An 18693-nucleotide genomic window follows, 5' to 3' on the forward strand; every position below is an offset into this window, starting at 1 on the left:
TTTCGTCCGTGTGGGCCCACCTAATTCTTAAGCATCTAGAATATTCATTCTAGATGCTTTTTTATTTTTTGAGCTATTAAAAATAAATACCTTAGAAATTTAAAAAAATAATGAAAAACTCTAATCCTCATAAAAGGTAGGATTTTGGTAGGTAGGATTTTTTACTGCTTTATTTAATACTTCTATTACGGTGAAAATCTCCAGTAATAAAAGACGAATAGTAGAAGGAATCAAGCTAAAACTCTTAAGAATGTCGCAGATTAAATAAACGGTTTTTATATCCCTTATGTCTATCTCATAAGGCCTGATATTTACAAGTAGTAAAATTTGTTAAAACGGCGCTGTAAGCCTCTATGTAAGTCCTCTCTCCACTCAACTGACTTACATTTTCATGCAACCCTGTTCACACTTCTTGATGAAGTATACCAAGAGAAACGTATCCCCATTCGATGATCTTGGTTTATCCTTGAGCCCTTGAAAGGATAAAGAGCAGGTGTTGTTATTTTTTTTGCCAAATATATTGTTAGCTTAAAGAATAGATTGTAGATATTTATATCTTGGTTTAATTATCCAAATAGAATGAACTCTATAAGAATGAAAATGATTTCACTTGATATAAGGTCAATCTCAGTACGGGCTTAAAAATAAAGCTGTATATTATATTTTTAAAGTAACTCATATTTATAATGAGTAGGAAATTTTCTATCTATGGTTGACTTAAAAGATAACAGCTAAATTTATCCCAATTTTTACATATCCTGAATGTTAATGAGTGTCTGATGTACAGGGTGATTTTTCGGCATTAATTCAATCAGACGTTCCACTGCATTAATTGCTTCAGGAAAACGTGCCACATGCTTGAGTAGGGCCTCAGATTCATTAGCTTTAAAAATCGCATCACTAAGACGAGATTCCAGAGAATCCCGCCATGCACATAAAAATGGACTTTGCGTTTTTGCCAGGAATATCCCCGTATATAATTTCAAGGCAGAATCGATATAACCGGCATCTAAGGATTGCTCTGTTTGTAGGAAATCTGCTTCCACATGCGCGAGTAGGCGATAAGGACGGGAACCGAGCATACCGCCTAATACATCTCTAAGCTGTGACATTTCCGCTTTTAAGGTGCCGATACTGACTTTACGTTCGCCATAAAGAGCCCGATGTAGACTATCCAAACTTAAACCTTGTGGGCATAAAGCTAAAATTGCCAGAATTTCGGTCTGACGTGGCGTTATTGTCAGGGCCTTTCCATTAAAAATGACCTGAGGTACGGTAAAGGCGCGAATATATAAATGCTGTCTTTGAGATTCCAGTAAAGCTGACTGAATAATCGAGGCACAGCGTTCCGCTGCTAATAAACCCAAGCTATTATGCTTTTGCCAGTCAGTGGATAGAGCAATTACACCCAGAATTTGTTTGGAATACGGATCATTAATCGGTGCAGCATAACAGGCCATATCTTGGACCGAAGGCATGTAATGTTCACTGGAAAATACACAGCTAGATTGTTGAGTTTTGATCGATAAGGAAATGGCATTAGTACCGACTAGTTCCTCTCGCCATTGACCACCTTCCACCAGGTGCACATTTTCTGCAGTTTTATGTAATTCGGGACAGGAGGCTGTCCAAAGAACAGTACTACCAAGATCTCCCACCGCTAATACCATAGAAGACTGTTCGGCAATATGTTTTAAATTTTCAGCACAATATTGCAAAGCGTGACTTAAAGCCGAGGAGGATCTAATTTTCTTGATATCGATGAGCGGGGCTGCCAGACGATCTTCGGGTATATTTGCTGATGATGAGCGTTGCCAGGAGCTGGCAATGCTTTGCTCTAATTGTGCGGCATGTGCAGGCGATAAACTGCTGCTTTGACGAAGCTGGTCAATTTTTTGCCTGTGTTCTATTAAGCTTTGTTTTATCATCATTCTTTATTCTCACAATAATCATTCCTGATTTACATCCGATGTAATCGTTATTGTTTTTATGAAGAATCAAAAGAAATGCAAACCTACTGAGACCTAACCTTTTCCAATCTAACGCTGGATATTTTAATCAAATAATGTACTGCTGTCCCTTATACCAAAGCTGTAAATGCTGCTTTTTTAAATATTAAAATATGCAAAGGAAATACATAGATGTTATATCGATCAGAATCAGCACGATTCAAACGCTCATTCCAACGTTTAGTATAAAAATTTCATAGGAAATTGATGGATCGCTTTAATCACAGAGGCATATAACTCTTGAAAATGGATAATTGCGACATACATCACATGAGAGGATTAAAAGTAGGAATTAATTGAAAATTAACTTTATCGGAAAGTTGAAAAAACGCATGAAATTGATTTTACATTTTCAAAAAAGATGTTTATAAGTAAGAGGTGGTTTTTTAATCAAAACAACAATGGACACTCAGGAAGAGTGGGCTACAGAAGCGTATTTAAATAATGATGAAACGGGAGTTTTAACAATGCTTCAGCTTTTGAAAAAAATATTTTGCTTGCACATTTATGAATATCAACACATGGAAGAGATTGGCACACATCGAGAATGTCGTAAGTGTGGCGTCAATAAAGATTAAAATCTACCCTCTAGAAAAAGTGAGCATCTGCTCGCTTTTTTTATGCCTGAAATTAAGGATATTCCGTTAAAATAGAACATATATAAAGAGCTTAAACGGGTGTGCAATGAGCAAAGACTTTCAGGCTGAAACCTATATCGTTGATGAAAATCTGGCAGATACCTTGCACTGGCTGAGCCTGCATCAGGAGAGTTTCGACTCATTGCAATATGATGCGATTACTCAGACTCTTACCGTTGACCATGCTAATGGCAGCGATGTGATTCGAGTGGGGGACTATCTTAATGCGAAATATGGCATCCTGATTACGGCACATAATTTTGCTGCTATAGAAAGCAAAGAATAATTTTCCTGATTCAGAAAAAGATATTTATATGAAATTTGAATCAAGTTTTTTATAAAATTAATTTCTTATCATTAGGTTTTTTCTTTCTTAATCAATAAACAAAGCCCGCACAAGGCGAGCTTTGAAAAAGAATAGTCTGAGATTATTCACGATGATTTCCGTGAATATTCTGATTTTGCAGATCACTACGATGCTGTTTATTAAACACACGTTGATCCTGTTCGTGTTGATTATTTTTTGGTGAATTTAGGGGTCCATGTTGAGGCTGCTGCTGTTGCTGCATTTGATCTTTTTGATGCTCCTGCTGCAACTGTTCCAATAGCTCTTGATTTGGATTTTGTGATGACATCATCGTCCCTCCATTTCATTCCTGAGACTATTTAAATTTATGCCATAGTCTGAAACTTAGGTGTGTAAGGCTTTGAAGGGAATCTGTGACACGAAGTAAAGATAGAAAATTATCTGGATTTGGAAAGTTGTTCCTGAATCGCCCAACCGATATGCACCTGTACAATCTCATCATGCTGAGCTCGGGAATCTTGCAAGGCTTCAACAATTGCCGGATTAAACGGGGCATTGCCTAAACCAATGGCGATATTACGCATAAAGCTTTGATAACCGGTACGCCGTAGCGGGCTACCTTCAGTCGAAGCTAAGAAAGTGGTTTCATCCCACTGCCATAAATCCAGCAAACTGGCCTGATCCAGTCCATGTCGTGGATGAAAATCAGCAATGGTTGTGGTTTTTGCAAAGCTGTTCCAAGGGCAAATCAGCTGGCAGTCATCACAACCAAAGATACGATTGCCAATGCCACGTCGCAGTTCTTCAGGAATAATGCCTTTGTATTCGATGGTCAGATAGGCAATACAGCGTCTCGCATCCAGTAGATAAGGTTCTACAATCGCCTGTGTCGGGCAGATATCAATACACGCTGTACACGAACCACAATGTTTGCTGGCTGGCTCATCAAAAGGCAAATCCAGTGAAGTAAACAGTTCACCCAAAACAAAGAAAGAACCAGCTTTTTGATGAATCAGCAGAGTATGTTTTCCGGTCCAGCCCATACCGGCATTTTCTGCCAAAGACTTTTCAAACACGGGGGCAGAGTCGGCAAAAGGGCGTGATTCAAAATCTCCGACCTTTTCCCGGATTTTCGCTGCCAGCATTTTCAACCGGCCACGCATGGTTTTGTGATAGTCACGACCACGAGCGTAACGGGCAATGATGGCAGAATTCGGTTCTTCAGGCACGGTTCGTGGTTCTGGTATTTCTACCAGATAATCTATACGTACACAGATTACTGATTTGGTATCTGGAATCAACAAAGTAGGATCAGCGCGTTTTTCCAGATTTTCTTCCAGAAATTTCATATCGCCATGATAACCACGATCCAGATATTCTTGTAGACGTGGCAATTCTGCTTGAGCATCCGGACGTGCAATGACACAATCAGAAAAACCCAATTCCAGCGCCTGAGCCTTGATCCATGCTTTAAGAGCTTCTGAATCCTCTTGAAAAACCTGAATTTGCGCGGGAGAATCGGGTGTAGTCATAAACCGGGAATAAGGAATAAAAAATGCAGCGACAAGTTTACCATAGCCCTGTTTATCATAGCCAAAGTATTCAAGCATGGGAGCAGCGCTGGTTTGCTCAGCAAAATAGTTCTTATGGTTTGATGCAGCAGGTCGCTTGGGGAATTACACAACATTTGATTCCTTTATTTGCCCAAGGGAATATTCAAAAGATCGCAGTTTGCTGTGGACAGGGAAATAATGCTGGAGATGGCTATCTGGTTGGAAAATATCTGAAACAGGCCGGTTTTCAGGTTGAGATTTATGTAGCTGAAAAGGGTTGTTCGCAGGATCTGGCTTTAGCTTGTCAGGAAGCGATCGATGCTGGAATAACAGTCTATCCAAATTTTGAATTTCAAGCTGAATATGATGCCTATATCGATGCACTGTTTGGGATTGGTCTGAACCGTGAGCTGAATGAAGAATGGCAACGAATTATTCAAAGCATTAATCCTCAAAATGGCCTAAAAATCGCGGTGGATATTCCAAGCGGTCTCAATGCCAATACCGGGCAGCCTTTACCAGTCTCTATTGAGGCGGACTATACTTATACTGCACTTGGACTTAAGGTGGGCTTATTTACCGGGCAGGGTCAAGCCTACGCGGGAAAGGTGGAATGTATTTCTGCGATTCCAATCGATGCGGAATTAAAGCCAGTCGCTTATTTATCTAATACTCACATCCATTTACCAAAACGTTTGGCTTTTGGGCATAAGGGCAGTTATGGGCATGTACTGGTCATTGGTGGTCATGCCGATATGGGGGGTGCGGTGATCATGGCAGCTGAATCTGCATTTGCAGCAGGTGCGGGAAAGGTCACAGTAATCTGTGATGCCAAACATCATATGGCGATTCTGTCTCGTGCACCAAATATTATGCTACGAGATATTAATGCTATAGATGAAGATCAACGGGATCACTTGCTACAACAAGTTGATGCAGTTTGTTTTGGCATGGGCTTGGGACGTGATCTATGGGCTGAGCAGCATTACCAGTTCTGGTTTTCTGCTATTCAGCAGTCCGATCTGGAAATTGTCCTGGATGCTGATGCATTGTGGTTTTTATCAAAGCAACCAGAAAAGCTAAATTCACGAACCTATTGCACGCCACATCCAGGTGAAGCTGCGACTTTATTAGGATCTAAAACTCAGGACATTGAGGCCGATCGTATCACTGCCATTCATGCCTTGCAGCAGAAGTATGCGGGGCAGTGGGTGTTAAAAGGTTCAGGCAGCCTGATTCTGGAAGATCAGTTGTATATCTGTACTGCAGGTAATCCGGGAATGGGGACAGGTGGTATGGGAGACGTACTTGCCGGCATGATTGCCAGCCTGAAAGCCCAGTTTCATGAGGATATTCATCTGCATGAAATCGTGACTTTACATGCCTTGGCTGGAGATGAATTGGCTAAACATGGTCAGCGTGGTCTACAGGCACAGTACATGAAGCAGGCAATTTATAAAGTGGTTAATCTTTAAGGATGGAATGATGCAGGCAGTCAAATTAACCATTTCAGGCAAAGTACAAAAAGTGGGTTATCGTAATTGGTTCGAATCTCATGCACTAGAACTTGGGCTGAAAGGCTATGTGCGTAATCTTCCTACAAGTCAGGTTGAAGCCATTGTTGTCGGAGATAGGGAGAAAATTCAAGAGATGATTTCGCGTAGCAAACAAGGACCGGTTCACGCAGATGTAACTGACATCCAGCGACTTGAATTAAACTCAGCTGAATATCAGTTTGAAGATTTTCAGATCAGGCGTTAATTCAATGATTAACGTCGTCTGCTGACACGGCTACGTCCGCGTGCCATACCGCCTAAGGCATTCAGTACCGCCATTTTACTCATGCTGCCGGAAGCATGAGCATGACAAATCGCTGCAGCCAAGGCATCGGCAGCATCCTGCTGCGGTTTGATGCTCAGATTTAGAATCTTCATGACCATCATCTGCACCTGTTCTTTTTCTGCTGCGCCGTAGCCGACTACAGATTGCTTGATCTGACGTGCCGTATATTCAGCGACTTGCAGATCCAGATTAACCAATGCCGCAATGGCTGCGCCACGGGCCTGACCGAGCTTCAGGGCAGAGTCCGGATTTTGAGCCATAAATACCTGTTCTACAGCCGCTTCCGTCGGACCATAGAATTTCACAATACGTTCAACCCCGGCAAAAATTCTCTTTAATCGTTCAGGCATTTCCGCAGTTTCTGTCCTGATGGTTCCTGCATCTACAAAAGACAGTTTAGAACCTTCTTTCTGAATAATGCCGTACCCCGTAAGACGTGAACCTGGGTCAATCCCAATAATTAATGACATGCCTGCACTTTAAAAATAAAATAATGCCCATATTGTTACATAAGCGTATCAAAAAAGCTTGATCCTGATGAAGCAGTTGATTACATCCTTAATTATTGAATAGAGATTAGATTAATTTTCATGAAATTATTTCTTATTATCCTTGCTGGCGTAATCCTGGAAGTATTTGTGTGGATTGGCGTGGGCGACCTCGTCGGGAGCATGTGGTACGTATTTTTCTGGTTCGTGGCCGCATTCTTTATTGGTATGAACCTGATTCGCAAATATTCCACCGGACTCATGCCGCAAATGCAACAAATGCAAATGGGCCAGATGAGTACCGATCCGGCGATGACCAACAATCTGCCCAAAATTCTGGCGGGTTTCTTCCTGCTGGTTCCAGGTCTGATTACAGACGTGCTGGCGGTATTGATGCTGATTCCACCTGTACAGCAGGCATTTAAAGCAGCAATGATGAAAATCATGATGAAACGTCAGCAAGCCATGATGGAAAAAATGATGGGTGGCATGATGGGCGATATGGGCGGTGCTCAAGGTCAAAACCCATTTGCGGAAATGATGCGTCAGATGCAGGACATGCAAAACCAGCAAGGTGGTCGTGGCGATTCAACCATTATTGACGGTGAAGCACGTGAAGTGACACCAGAAGCGAAAAAAATTGAAATGAAAGATGTAAATCCAAAATAATTCAGATTTACACAGGTGAAGCCGGATCACATGATTCGGCTTTTTTATACGAGTAAATTAAGATAAAAGTACTGCGAAAATTTAAACAAAAGTTATAATGCTGCAGTCTTAATAGTTACTAAAAAATATGTCTTTGCTATTAACCATTTGCGGTTTACATTTTATTGCTCAACTGAGTCCGGGCCCGGACGTACTCCTGATTGCAAGAAGTGCAGCGTCTACTTCGCGTGCTAATGCCCTGAAGATTATTGCCGGTATCTCAGCTGGAATTGTGGTTTGGGTGGTATTAACCTTGGCTGGTTTCACCGTGCTGATTGACCAATTCCCGTGGATTCAACAAGTCCTCATGATCGTGGGTGGAGTGTTTCTGGCGAAGATGGGCTGGGCAATGTTAAATGGTGGACTACAGGCATTTAAACAACGTCATGAAACTAGCGACGATCAGATAGTAATGAATGAACCGAAAAATTATTTTACTTTGGGTTTATTGACCAATCTATCTAATCCTAAAACACTAATTTATTTTAGCAGTGTATTTTCGCTGGCATTGAGCTCATCTGCTTCAGATTATTTGAAATCACAACTGGCGGTGATTATTCCATTACAAACCTTTTTGACTTTTGCTTTACTGATGCTGCTTATTTCACAGCCTAAAATCAAAGTGCTGTACCAACGTGCGGGCAACTATATTGATCTGATTTCAGGCGTACTGTTCCTGATCTTTGCGATCTGGCTTTGGTATGATGCATTAGTATTGATGAATTAAGACGATCAATCCTGACGAGATGAATCTTGATCAGCCGGAACAGGGGAAACCGCAGTTTCCTCTTTTTTTTCTTCTGTTTTTTGTGAATTGCTGTATCGGTTTGGCTTGAGCGTGGCTTCTGTATTTTCTGAACCCTGATAGCTACGACTGCGATTGGCACGTTCTCTTAAACCACCTTTGCGAATTAACTGCACCATACTCAATACCTCAATAAGACTCGCATTATTGTAAATCAACTAGGCAGAGTGTTGCTGAATTTCTAAGGGATATAGCTAGGCTTTTGAGAATCAGTGTTTATAAAATGATTAGGCCTGATACTCAATATCAGGCCCCTGAGGAGAACGAACCGTGAAAATGAATCGTTATTAGAATTATGAAGATTGTTGTTTTACTTCAAGTTGTAATGCATTAAAAATCACATCTTTGGTGGGTACATCCTGATGTTCTTGTGAATAGACATGAACCACTTTAAACACGACTGCTGCAGCTAAGCAGGTCAATAAGCAAAACATCCAGAAACCATAGGGACTTCTGATGCTATGTGAGCCACAATTCGGGCATGAAGTATCAGTGGATGTAACAGCTTTATTGCAGCATGCACAATGATATTGATACTGCATATTTTTCTCCTTATTTTACTAGTTTTTATGATTATTATTTTTAAACATCAATCCTTGGATGTTTGTTTATATTATGTGAGAGATTGTTTGTATTCGATAGCGTGTAATGAGGTTAAACGTGTAAGCGATTGTGGACAATCCTTTATTCAGAAAGAATGCTGCTTGAATTTAATGATTTGATAGTTAAAAGAATAATTGCCAAGAAATTATAGTCACTTAATTCAATTATGTCGTCCATTTAGCATGATCTCGAAATAGCAAAAAGCCTGCATAAAGCAGGCTTTTTGTTTCGCTCTGGCTTATTGACCAGAACGGATGATGTAATCAAATGCAGACAGTGATGCTTTAGCACCTTCACCTGTAGCGATAATGATCTGCTTGTAAGGCACTGTGGTACAGTCGCCTGCAGCAAATACACCTTTCACATTGGTTTCGTTACGTTCGTTAATCACAATCTCGCCACGGTTAGTTAACTCAACTTTAGTTTCTTTTAAGAAATCAGTGTTAGGTAATAAACCGATCTGAACAAAGATCCCTGCAAGCTCAACAGTGTGCTCTTCATCAGTCGCACGGTCTTTGTATTTCAATGCAGTCACTTGTTGACCATCACCCACCACTTCAGTCGACAAGGCATTTTTAATGACTGTTGTGTTTGACAAACTGTTCAATTTGTCTTGCAGTACTTGGTCAGCACGAAGTTTAGTGTCGAACTCCACCAGAGTCACATGCTCAACGATACCAGCCAGGTCAATCGCCGCTTCTACACCTGAGTTACCACCACCAATCACGGCAACACGTTTGCCTTTGAACAGTGGACCGTCACAGTGTGGGCAGTATGCTACACCACGAGTTTTGTATTCCGTTTCACCTGGAACATTCATTTCTCTCCAGCGTGCACCAGTAGACAGAATCACAGTTTTGGATTCAAGTTTTGCACCATTTTCTAAAGTGACTTCAACCAGACCGTTGGCAGTTTCATCTGCACCTTTGATGTTCGATACACGTTGCAGGTTCATGATATCAACACCATATTCACGAACGTGTGCTTCCATCTCAGCCGCAAATTTAGGACCTTGAGTCTTTTGCACTGAAGTGAAGTTCTCAATGTCCATGGTATCCATTACCTGACCGCCCATGCGTTCAGCGACGATCCCGGTTTTAATGCCTTTACGAGCAGCGTAGATTGCAGAGGTATTCCCTGCAGGACCACCACCGATCACCAATACATCAAATGCTTCTTTGGCATTGAGCTTTTCAGCATCTTTGGCTGCAGAGTTGGTATCCAGTTTGGCTACGATTTCTTCCAAAGTCATGCGGCCTTGACCGATATGTTCATTGTCCTGGAACACCATTGGCACTGCCATGATTTTGCGTTCTTCTACTTCGTCCTGGAAGAAAGCACCATCAATCATGGTTGCTGTTGTACCTGGGTTATAGATCGCAATAAGGTTGAGTGCTTGAACCACATCTGGACAGTTATGACAGCTTAAAGAGACGAATACATCAAAGTCAGATTTGATGCCTAGACCTTTGATTGATTCAAGTACTTCTGCGGAGACTTTTGGTGCATAGCCTGAAGTTTGTAGCAGTGCCAGAATTAAAGACGTGAACTCATGACCCATTGGTAAGCCTGCGAAGAACACGCGAGGTTGCTCTCCGGCTTTAGCCACACCAAAGCTTGGTGCACGTTTGTTAGTACCATCAAAACGGGCAGTTACTAGATCAGACAGTGCAGCGATTTCCTCTACAAGTTCTTTGATTTTTGCAGATTTATCTGAAGCATCTAAAGTGGCTACCAGTTCGATAGGACCTTCAAGGCGTTCTAAAAGGGCTTTTAATTGAGCTGTTGTATTTTGATCTAACATTGCTAACTTCCCCATAGGAGTAATAATTCATTCGATGAAGTCATATTACGTGAAATAGATGAATAGGTAAAACAGGTAGTTTTTATTTATTCAATCGGATTTACAGATAAAGTGAAAATTTCATCATTTATTTCAATCTCCTATATATGGGTAATGTTGGAAATTTCAAGTGTTCTGCTGGTCTGAAACGGATTTTCAGTTAAGATGAGCACTATCGGAATTAACGAGTATAACTATGGAACTTCAGCGCGGCATTTATCAACATTACAAAGGTAAACTTTATCAGGTCTTGCATGTAGCGACCCATAGTGAAACCGAAGAAAAGCTGGTAGTTTATCAATGCCTGTATGGTGATTATTCGATTTGGGTACGTCCACTCAGTATGTTCACTGAAACAATCACTTTAGATGATGACCGTGAATTAGAGCGCTTTAAATTGATCAAGCCACTATAAAAAATAATTTGAATAAGAGAGTAAAGCATGGAGCAGCTAAATAATTTTCAGAACTATGTCAGTGAATTATATGCACGCTTTAGTGCGCATGATGCTGGCCTGACTGACCGACTACAACGCTATCGTAATATCGAGCCGGAATCAGCGCAGTTCCTCTCTATTCTTATTCGTGCTCAGCAATCTAAACGAGTTTTAGAAATTGGAACTTCTACAGGTTATTCCACTTTATGGCTGGCTGAAGCCTTATCGGATACCCAAGGTCATATGGTGACTTTGGAGATTGATGCCGAACGCTCGAAAGAAGCTGAGCAACATGCCCAGCATCTAAAGCTGGATCATTGTATTGATTTTCAGGTAATGGATGCTTTGAACTATTTAAAGTCCTGTCAGAAACAGTTTGATTTTATTCTGCTCGATGCTGAGCGTAATGCGTATGTCGAGTACTGGAATTACCTGCCGCAACTGTTGCAACGGCAGGGTGGTTTATTAGTGGTAGATAATGTCCTTTCCCACACAGAACAAGTGGCAGAATTTAAGGAACTGGTCGATCAGGATAAGCGCTTCGTGTCTTCTACACTTAATATTGGTGCAGGATTACTGCTGATTACTTTCCAATAGTAGTATTTAATAAATGACCGGTTTTAATCACTATAAATCCGGGTGAAATTAAGATCATATTCTAGGTATTTTTTCACAAAGGCAGCTTTATCATGACGCCTGAGCAGATTGTCATAAATATATTCAGGCACTGGATGATAGAGCTCGGTCAAGCCATTGTCGTAGAAAATTTTAAGGTGGCGGCTAGAAGAATTATATTTCCAGGAAATTACCGTTAAAAGTAGAGCCATACTGCACCTCCAATAGATAGGAAGATTTAGATTTAATTCTTATTGGTCTATATCTTGAACTTAATTCAAGGGCACTGATTTCTATATAGTCGCTTTGTAAATTGTGTATCTTTCTCAGACTTTCCAAAATCATTAATTCAATAAATACAGCATGGCAAAGTCTTTATCAAGAAACTATACATTTCCATTAAGAAAAAAATATGCAAACTCTCGATACCTATTGCAAGAAAATGCTACAAAAAATTTAAGGTAGGTCAAAAAAACTGCTTTAAGATGAAGGGAAAACAAGAACGAATCAGAGTTTTTTAACATGCAATTATTCAAGTGCTCCCACTGTCATCAACCTGTTTATTTTGATAATAATTACTGTACTGCATGTCAGCATATGCTGGGCTTTGATAGCTCAACTATGTTGATTGTGGCCTTAGAACCTGATGCAGATGGATCAATTCTGACAGAGCCGGATACGCAGGCTAAATACCGTTATTGTTCCAATGCTGAATATGCTGTGTGTAACTGGGTCATTCCGCAAGAAGATCCACATGATTTCTGTCTGGCTTGCCGTTTGAATCGTGTGATTCCTAATTTAAATGAACCGCAGTATCGACTGCGCTGGCATAAAATTGAGCTCGCGAAACATCGTCTGGTTTATTCCTTATTACGCTGGAAGTTGCCGTTGCAGTCCCGACAGGAAAATCCTGAATCCGGTCTGGCCTTTGATTTTAAAGCCAATCCAAATAGCCCGGATGAACCCAAGGTCATGACAGGACATGATAATGGCGTGATTACCCTGAATATTGCAGAAGCTGATGATGTTGAACGCGCCATGGAACGCAAGAATATGGAGGAGCTTTATCGTACCTTGCTTGGGCATTTCCGGCATGAAATTGGACATTATTATTGGGATGTGCTGGTTGATAACACCGAATTTCTGGAACCATGTCGGCAACTGTTTGGTGACGAACGTATGGATTATCAGGAAGCTTTAGACCGACATTATCATCAAGGGCCCCCTGCAGACTGGATGGAGCGTTATATCAGTACTTATGCCACCATGCATCCATGGGAGGATTGGGCAGAAACCTGGGCACATTACCTACATATCGTTGATGTTCTGGAAACGGCAGATTCCTTCGGCATGCAGATTCGTCCGCATGTCGTCGAAGAACGTGATGATCAGTTAATGACATTAACGAAACGGATTAATCCTTATTACACCTCTAGCTTTGATGAAATTTACCAGGCCTGGTTACCCGTAGCATTTGCCATGAATAGCCTAAATCGCAGTATGGGGCAGGAGGATTTTTATCCTTTCCTGATCAATCCGGTGGTGCAACAGAAATTGAAATTCATCCATGATGTGATTCAGAAAACAGCGGGTGCGCAGCGTAAAGTTGCTTAAAATCTTGCCAATAAAAAAGCCACGCAAAATGCGTGGCTTTTTCGAATCAGTTTAATCTAATACAGATTAGATTTTACCAACTAGGTCGATTGAAGGAGCAAGAGTTGCATCGCCTTCTTTCCATTTAGCTGGGCAAACTTCGCCTGGGTGAGCGTGTACGTATTGAGCTGCTTTAACTTTACGAAGAAGTTCTTGAGCATCACGACCGATACCACCAGCGTTGATTTCAACGATTTGGATTTTACCTTCTGGATCGATAACGAAAGTACCACGGTCAGCAAGGCCGTCAGCTTCGATTAGTACGTCGAAGTTTTTAGCAAGAGTCCAAGTAGGATCACCAACCATTACGTATTGGATTTTTTTGATTTCTTCAGAAGAATCGTGCCAAGCTTTGTGAGTGAAGTGAGTGTCAGTAGAAACTGAGTAGATTTCAACACCAAGTTTTTTGAATTCTTCGTAGTTGTCAGCAAGGTCACCAAGTTCAGTTGGGCAAACAAAAGTGAAGTCAGCTGGGTAGAAGAATACTACAGACCATTTACCTTTAAGGTCAGCTTCAGTAACTTCAACAAATTGGCCATTTTGGAATGCAGTTGCTTTAAATGGTTTAACTTCAGTATTAATCAAGCTCATCATTGTCTCCATGATTGAGGTTAGTCTTTAATTTTGAATAAGAATAGCGAACTTTGGGTCTTAGCTAAAATGGTATTTTTACATTACAAGAATCGGAAAAACCGAATTATGTAACTGACGCCAGTTTACCCAAGTCTTCTTTATGTACATTCGGCACAGCCAAAGCTGTCTGGATGACAAATCATGTTCGGTCATCAACCCGCATAAGAACATGATGTTTTACGAAGCAAAATTCAAGGGTAAAACTTAAAAAATTCATATTTTTTTTAAATAAATTTATCGGATTTGGAAATATTAATAGATACAAACTACTGATTTTATAAATATATTTCATTGTTATAATAGGTGAAAAGTGAAGTATGTTAGACGTAAGCAAAGGTGTCTTATTTAAATAGCCTAAGCATTATTATCGCTTATTTCAAATTTTGACTTGAAATGAATAGTTCGAGGTATTGAAAAAGAGGGTGGAGTATTTGTTTACTTGCTGTAATATTTTAAAAATACGAATCAGCTCCAGATCCAAGCGCAATGTAAATCATGGCTTTTAGTCACGCGGCGACAACTGAATTACGATCTAAGTGCACATAAGTACATTGGGAAAATGCATGAAAGTGAGTAGAATACTGTGTTTTAGAATAGTTGTAGGGCGCTGACTTGGCTGCGAAAGGTTTAAATGTCGAAAACTGGGTGATGGCACGTGACCTTCATCGTTTAAATCGTTTACGTAAAGGTAAGGACGCCAATGAAAAACAATACCAAGAATTATTCGAAAAATCGCATTTAAAAGTTTTGGAACGTGTTGAACGCATTCCCAATATCAAGCTGAATCAGGATTTGCCGGTTACCCAATATGCCGATAAACTGATTGAAGCCATTCAAAAGCACCAGGTCATTATTGTTGCCGGTGAAACCGGTTCTGGTAAAACCACGCAGTTACCCCAAATTGCCATGCTGGCAGGACGAGGCCTGACTGGTCTGATTGGTCATACCCAGCCACGTCGTCTGGCGGCACGTAGCGTATCACAGCGTATTGCGGAAGAAGTGGGAGAAAAGCTCGGTGAGTCGATTTCCTTTAAAGTCCGTTTTAATGAGCAGGGTTCACAGGACTCTTTAGTTCGTTTGATGACAGACGGTATTCTGTTAGCAGAGCTGGCGAATGACCGCTTCCTGACCAAATATGACACCATCATTATCGATGAAGCGCATGAACGTTCATTAAACATCGACTTCATCATGGGTTATCTGAAGCAGTTGCTGCCACGTCGTAAAGACCTAAAAGTCATCATTACGTCGGCCACGCTGGATGTAAATCGCTTTAGTAATTATTTCAATGGCGCGCCAATCTTTGAAGTAGAAGGCCGTAGCTATCCGGTTGAATTGCGTTATCGCCCAATTTCAGAAATGACCATCGGTGGCAGTGATGACGATGAATTTGATGATTTCGAAGAAAACCTGCCCCGTGCAGTCGTAGCCGCTGTAGAAGAATGTTTTCAGGATGCACAAGATAAAGGTCATCCGGAACATGCAGATATCCTGATTTTTGCCAGTACTGAACAGGAAATTCGCGAGTTACAGGAAACCCTGATCAAGCATGGTCCAAGACATACAGAAGTTCTGCCTTTGTATGCACGTCTGGCTTTGGCTGAACAGCAAAAAATCTTTAATCCATCTGGTGGCGGGCGACGCATTATCATCGCGACCAACGTGGCAGAAACTGCGCTCACAGTTCCGAATATCCGTTATGTGATCGATAGCGGTTTTGCTCGTATTTCGCGCTATAACTATCGCTCACGTGTTCAGCGTCTACCGATTGAAGCGATTTCCCAAGCAGCAGCGAACCAGCGTAAAGGCCGTTGTGGTCGTATTGCACCGGGTGTGTGTATTCGCCTTTATTCCGAAGAAGACTTTTTAAGTCGTCCGGAATTTACTGAACCGGAAATCAAGCGTACCAACCTGGCATCGGTGATTCTGCAAATGCAGAGCCTGAAACTGGGTTCACTGGAAGAATTCGATTTTATTGAACCACCAGATCACCGTCTGGTGAATGATGGTCGCAAACTCTTAATTGAGCTTGGGGCGATGACGGAAAAGAATCCCCCTAAAGTTGCCGACGAAAAGCAGTCGACAACTTCTTCCCCCTTTAACAAAGGGGGAACACAAGGGGGATTAACCAAAATCGGCTATCAAATGGCGAAAATGCCGATTGATCCACGCTTGGCGCGAATGATTCTGGGTGGAGCACATTTCGGTGTTTTAAATGAAGTGCTGGTGATTGTTGCTGCGCTTGCCGTGCAAGATCCGCGTGAACGTCCCGCTGATAAGCAGATGCAGGCTGATCAAAAACATGCACTTTTCCGTGAAGCGGATTCCGATTTCCTGTTTTATATCAAACTGTGGGAAACCTTACATAATAACCGCGAAAGTATGAGCGAGAATAAACGCCGTACTTTTGCGCGTAATCATTTCCTCAGCTGGCTGCGTCTACGTGAATGGAAGAAAACCCATGAGCAATTGGTTGACCTCGCGAAGGGACTGAATCTGTCCTTTAATGAAAAGAAAGCCAGTTATGAAAATCTGCATCGTGCATTGTTAACTGGTTTGTTATCTTTCATTGCCAATAAGACCGATGAGCGTAACGTGTTTATGGCCGTGCGTCAGCAGAAGGCGCGTGTCTTCCCGGCATCTACTTTGCACAAGACCAATACCCCTTGGGTGATGGCTTTTGAAATGGTCGAAACCTCGCAGGTGTATTTGCGTACGCTTGCCAAGATTGAGCCGGAATGGATTTTGCTGGCTGCACGAGATCTGGTCAAACACCATTACTTTGAACCACATTGGTCGAAGAAAGCCGGTGTAGTGAATGCCTATGACCAGATTTCGCTCTTCGGTCTGATCATTGAACCGAAACGTCAAATTAATTATGAGAAAGTGGATCAGGAAGCTGCGCATGAAATCTTCCTGCGAGATGCACTGACCACAGGGTATTTGGGTATTACTCCGCCATTTTTAAAGCATAACCTGCTCAAACTTGAAGAAGTGGAACGGGTAGAAGACAAACTGCGCCGTCGCGATCTGGTGGTGGATGAAGAAACTATTTATCAGTTCTATGCCTCCAAAGTACCGCCAGAAGTGGCAAGTCGTCGTAGCTTTGAGGACTGGCGGGCTACGGTAGAACCGCAAGATCCCCGTTATCTGTTTATTGATGATGATGCCTTGTGGCTGAATGATCGTCCGACCACACAGCAATTCCCGGACTATCTGCGTAATGGTGAATTGCGTCTGGCGGCCAGCTATCGTTTTGATCCAAGCCATGATGAAGATGGGGCGACCGTTCGTATTCCGCTACAGGCCTTGCCGCAGGTAGATGAAAACCTCTGGTCTTGGGGAATTCCAGGCTGGCGTCAGGATCTCATTGAAGCCTTGTTAAAAGCTTTACCAAAAGACAAACGCCGTAATCTGGTACCGATTCCGGATACAGCACGTAAGCTGATGGCACGCATTGATGCGACCGATTTGCAAAAGCATATCTTTAGCTTCCTGGCATTCCAGTTGCGTGGTGAACAGATCACCGAGAAAGACTTTTCACTGGAACGTGTCGAGCAGTATCTATTGCCTTTAATCAAGGTGATCGATGAGAAAGGTCGTGTAATTGAACAGGGCCGTGATCTGGAAGAGTTAAAAGCCCGTTGTCGTACAGAAACGCATAGTCCAGTCAAACAGCTGAAAGGCGAACACAAAACCTTCCCGGAAAGCTTTGTCTTTGAAGCATCGCAAAAAGTGACAGGCGTGGTGGTGAAGCAGTATCAGGCACTGGTACCAACTAAAGACTTTGCTGCGCTAGAACAGAAAGATGAATCTGGTGTGGTCATTCAGACCTTTAATGACCAGGCTGAAGCGATTCGTCAGCACCGTGCCGGTGTCATTCGTCTGGTGCACATGCAGCTGGGTGATCTGATTCGTCAACTGAAAAAACAGATTTCCAAGCCATTGGCATTGGCATATTCCCCATTGGGTGATAAAGCCAAATTGGAACAAATGTTAGTTTATGCCACACTGCAGATGGCAATAAAAGAGCTTCCTGTCAATGCGCAAGAGTTCCAAAAGTTGTTGGAAGATGTAAAAAAATCTTTCTTAACGCATGGTCAAACTGCCTTGCGCGATATCACTGATATCTATACCCAGTGGCAGGAAATACGCCGGAAATTGTTGGTTTTAGACGGTTCTGTCTTTGGCAAGAACATTGATGACATTGAGGATCAGCTGGATTTGATGAATCTTTCTGACTTTGTTTATTCAGTGCCAGCGGATGTCTGGATTGAATTTCCACGTTATCTCAAAGCACTGATTTTGCGTCTTGACCGTTTGCCAAATAATTTACAAAGGGATGATTCTGCCATTGATCAAATTGACCCTTGGATGGAAAAATTGTTCCAGTTTAAAAATGACGCTCGCCTGAAAGAACTGTATTTCATGGTTGAGGAATTGCGGATCTCTTTATTTTCACAACCGATGAAAACTAAAGCACCAGTTTCTCCGAATCGCCTACAAAAAGTATGGGATCGTCTTGGAATCAGTTAACATATAGGTAATTTCTAAAAGGAG

At 41.7% G+C, this 18693-nt stretch carries 19 protein-coding genes; 10 read left to right on the forward strand and 9 right to left on the reverse strand.

The annotated features are described in order from the left end of the window. Nucleotides 1-749: 749 nt before the first annotated feature. Nucleotides 750-1931: a transcriptional regulator gene (locus tag BS636_RS11235; protein WP_099338843.1), complete on the reverse strand. Its 1182-nt coding sequence runs from the start codon at nt 1929-1931 to the stop codon at nt 750-752. Nucleotides 1932-2410: 479 nt separating this feature from the next. Here BS636_RS11235 and BS636_RS16310 point away from each other — a divergent pair, with 479 nt between their 5' ends. Both BS636_RS16310 and BS636_RS11240 read left to right on the forward strand, forming a co-directional pair. Next, nucleotides 2411-2587 (forward strand): hypothetical protein, encoded by a 177-nt coding sequence (locus tag BS636_RS16310; protein ID WP_171265966.1) that lies wholly within the window; start codon nt 2411-2413, stop codon nt 2585-2587. A 106-nt stretch (nt 2588-2693) separates the two neighbouring features. Continuing rightward, nucleotides 2694-2933, forward strand: a complete 240-nt coding sequence (locus BS636_RS11240; RefSeq protein ID WP_099338844.1) for a hypothetical protein — start codon at nt 2694-2696, stop codon at nt 2931-2933. A 142-nt stretch (nt 2934-3075) separates the two neighbouring features. Here the strand turns inward: BS636_RS11240 and BS636_RS11245 are convergent, their stop codons facing one another. Both BS636_RS11245 and queG read right to left on the reverse strand, forming a co-directional pair. Beyond that, entirely contained in the window at nt 3076-3285 is a 210-nt protein-coding gene (locus tag BS636_RS11245; RefSeq protein WP_099338845.1) for a hypothetical protein, read from the reverse strand. A gap of 106 nt (nt 3286-3391) precedes the next feature. Further along, nucleotides 3392-4486, reverse strand: coding sequence for a tRNA epoxyqueuosine(34) reductase QueG (gene queG / locus BS636_RS11250; protein ID WP_099338846.1), 1095 nt, complete (start codon nt 4484-4486; stop codon nt 3392-3394). A 23-nt stretch (nt 4487-4509) separates the two neighbouring features. Between queG and BS636_RS11255 the strand changes: the two genes are divergently transcribed. Both BS636_RS11255 and BS636_RS11260 read left to right on the forward strand, forming a co-directional pair. Next, nucleotides 4510-5982, forward strand: coding sequence for an NAD(P)H-hydrate dehydratase (locus tag BS636_RS11255; RefSeq protein ID WP_099338847.1), 1473 nt, complete (start codon nt 4510-4512; stop codon nt 5980-5982). Between the two features lie 10 nt (nt 5983-5992). After that, on the forward strand, nt 5993-6268 hold the full coding sequence (locus BS636_RS11260; protein ID WP_171266085.1) for an acylphosphatase: 276 nt from the start codon (nt 5993-5995) through the stop codon (nt 6266-6268). A gap of 8 nt (nt 6269-6276) precedes the next feature. On the opposite strand, the gene ruvC is transcribed toward BS636_RS11260, so the two are convergent. Next, nucleotides 6277-6819, reverse strand: a complete 543-nt coding sequence (ruvC, locus tag BS636_RS11265; RefSeq protein ID WP_004815506.1) for a crossover junction endodeoxyribonuclease RuvC — start codon at nt 6817-6819, stop codon at nt 6277-6279. A gap of 120 nt (nt 6820-6939) precedes the next feature. Here ruvC and BS636_RS11270 point away from each other — a divergent pair, with 120 nt between their 5' ends. Beyond that, the gene (locus BS636_RS11270) at nt 6940-7506 is read left to right on the forward strand and encodes an FxsA family protein (RefSeq protein WP_099338849.1); all 567 of its coding nucleotides are present in this window, start codon (nt 6940-6942) and stop codon (nt 7504-7506) included. Nucleotides 7507-7633: 127 nt separating this feature from the next. Next, nucleotides 7634-8272 (forward strand): LysE family transporter, encoded by a 639-nt coding sequence (locus BS636_RS11275; RefSeq protein WP_099338850.1) that lies wholly within the window; start codon nt 7634-7636, stop codon nt 8270-8272. Between the two features lie 5 nt (nt 8273-8277). Here BS636_RS11275 and BS636_RS11280 read toward each other — a convergent pair whose 3' ends face one another. From BS636_RS11280 to ahpF, 3 genes are all read right to left on the reverse strand, one after another. Then, nucleotides 8278-8469 carry a hypothetical protein gene (locus tag BS636_RS11280; protein ID WP_005222584.1) on the reverse strand — a complete coding sequence of 64 codons (192 nt, stop codon included), beginning with the start codon at nt 8467-8469 and terminating at the stop codon, nt 8278-8280. Nucleotides 8470-8643: 174 nt separating this feature from the next. Beyond that, nucleotides 8644-8892 carry a hypothetical protein gene (locus tag BS636_RS11285; protein ID WP_005222579.1) on the reverse strand — a complete coding sequence of 83 codons (249 nt, stop codon included), beginning with the start codon at nt 8890-8892 and terminating at the stop codon, nt 8644-8646. A 299-nt stretch (nt 8893-9191) separates the two neighbouring features. Further along, the gene (gene ahpF, locus BS636_RS11290) at nt 9192-10757 is read right to left on the reverse strand and encodes an alkyl hydroperoxide reductase subunit F (protein WP_099338851.1); all 1566 of its coding nucleotides are present in this window, start codon (nt 10755-10757) and stop codon (nt 9192-9194) included. Nucleotides 10758-10992: 235 nt separating this feature from the next. On the opposite strand from ahpF, the gene BS636_RS11295 reads away from it, so the two are divergent. Together BS636_RS11295 and BS636_RS11300 are read left to right on the forward strand one after the other, a co-directional pair. Further along, nucleotides 10993-11211 (forward strand): DUF1653 domain-containing protein, encoded by a 219-nt coding sequence (locus BS636_RS11295; protein WP_099338852.1) that lies wholly within the window; start codon nt 10993-10995, stop codon nt 11209-11211. A 27-nt stretch (nt 11212-11238) separates the two neighbouring features. Further along, nucleotides 11239-11829: an O-methyltransferase gene (locus BS636_RS11300; protein ID WP_099338853.1), complete on the forward strand. Its 591-nt coding sequence runs from the start codon at nt 11239-11241 to the stop codon at nt 11827-11829. A 23-nt stretch (nt 11830-11852) separates the two neighbouring features. On the opposite strand, the gene BS636_RS11305 is transcribed toward BS636_RS11300, so the two are convergent. Next, nucleotides 11853-12059, reverse strand: coding sequence for a KTSC domain-containing protein (locus BS636_RS11305; protein ID WP_099338854.1), 207 nt, complete (start codon nt 12057-12059; stop codon nt 11853-11855). A gap of 310 nt (nt 12060-12369) precedes the next feature. Here BS636_RS11305 and BS636_RS11310 point away from each other — a divergent pair, with 310 nt between their 5' ends. Then, nucleotides 12370-13461, forward strand: coding sequence for a zinc-binding metallopeptidase family protein (locus tag BS636_RS11310; RefSeq protein ID WP_099338855.1), 1092 nt, complete (start codon nt 12370-12372; stop codon nt 13459-13461). Between the two features lie 66 nt (nt 13462-13527). Here BS636_RS11310 and ahpC read toward each other — a convergent pair whose 3' ends face one another. Beyond that, a complete protein-coding gene (gene ahpC / locus BS636_RS11315) occupies nt 13528-14091 on the reverse strand; it encodes an alkyl hydroperoxide reductase subunit C (protein ID WP_005222564.1) in 564 nt (187 codons plus the stop codon). A 690-nt stretch (nt 14092-14781) separates the two neighbouring features. Here ahpC and hrpA point away from each other — a divergent pair. Continuing rightward, complete coding sequence (gene hrpA, locus BS636_RS11320) at nt 14782-18669, forward strand: ATP-dependent RNA helicase HrpA (RefSeq protein ID WP_099339655.1); 3888 nt, start codon at nt 14782-14784, stop codon at nt 18667-18669. Nucleotides 18670-18693 lie beyond the last annotated feature (24 nt).

Origin of the sequence: Acinetobacter sp. LoGeW2-3 (genome assembly GCF_002688565.1) — a bacterium.
Classification (GTDB): Bacteria; Pseudomonadota; Gammaproteobacteria; order Pseudomonadales; family Moraxellaceae; genus Acinetobacter.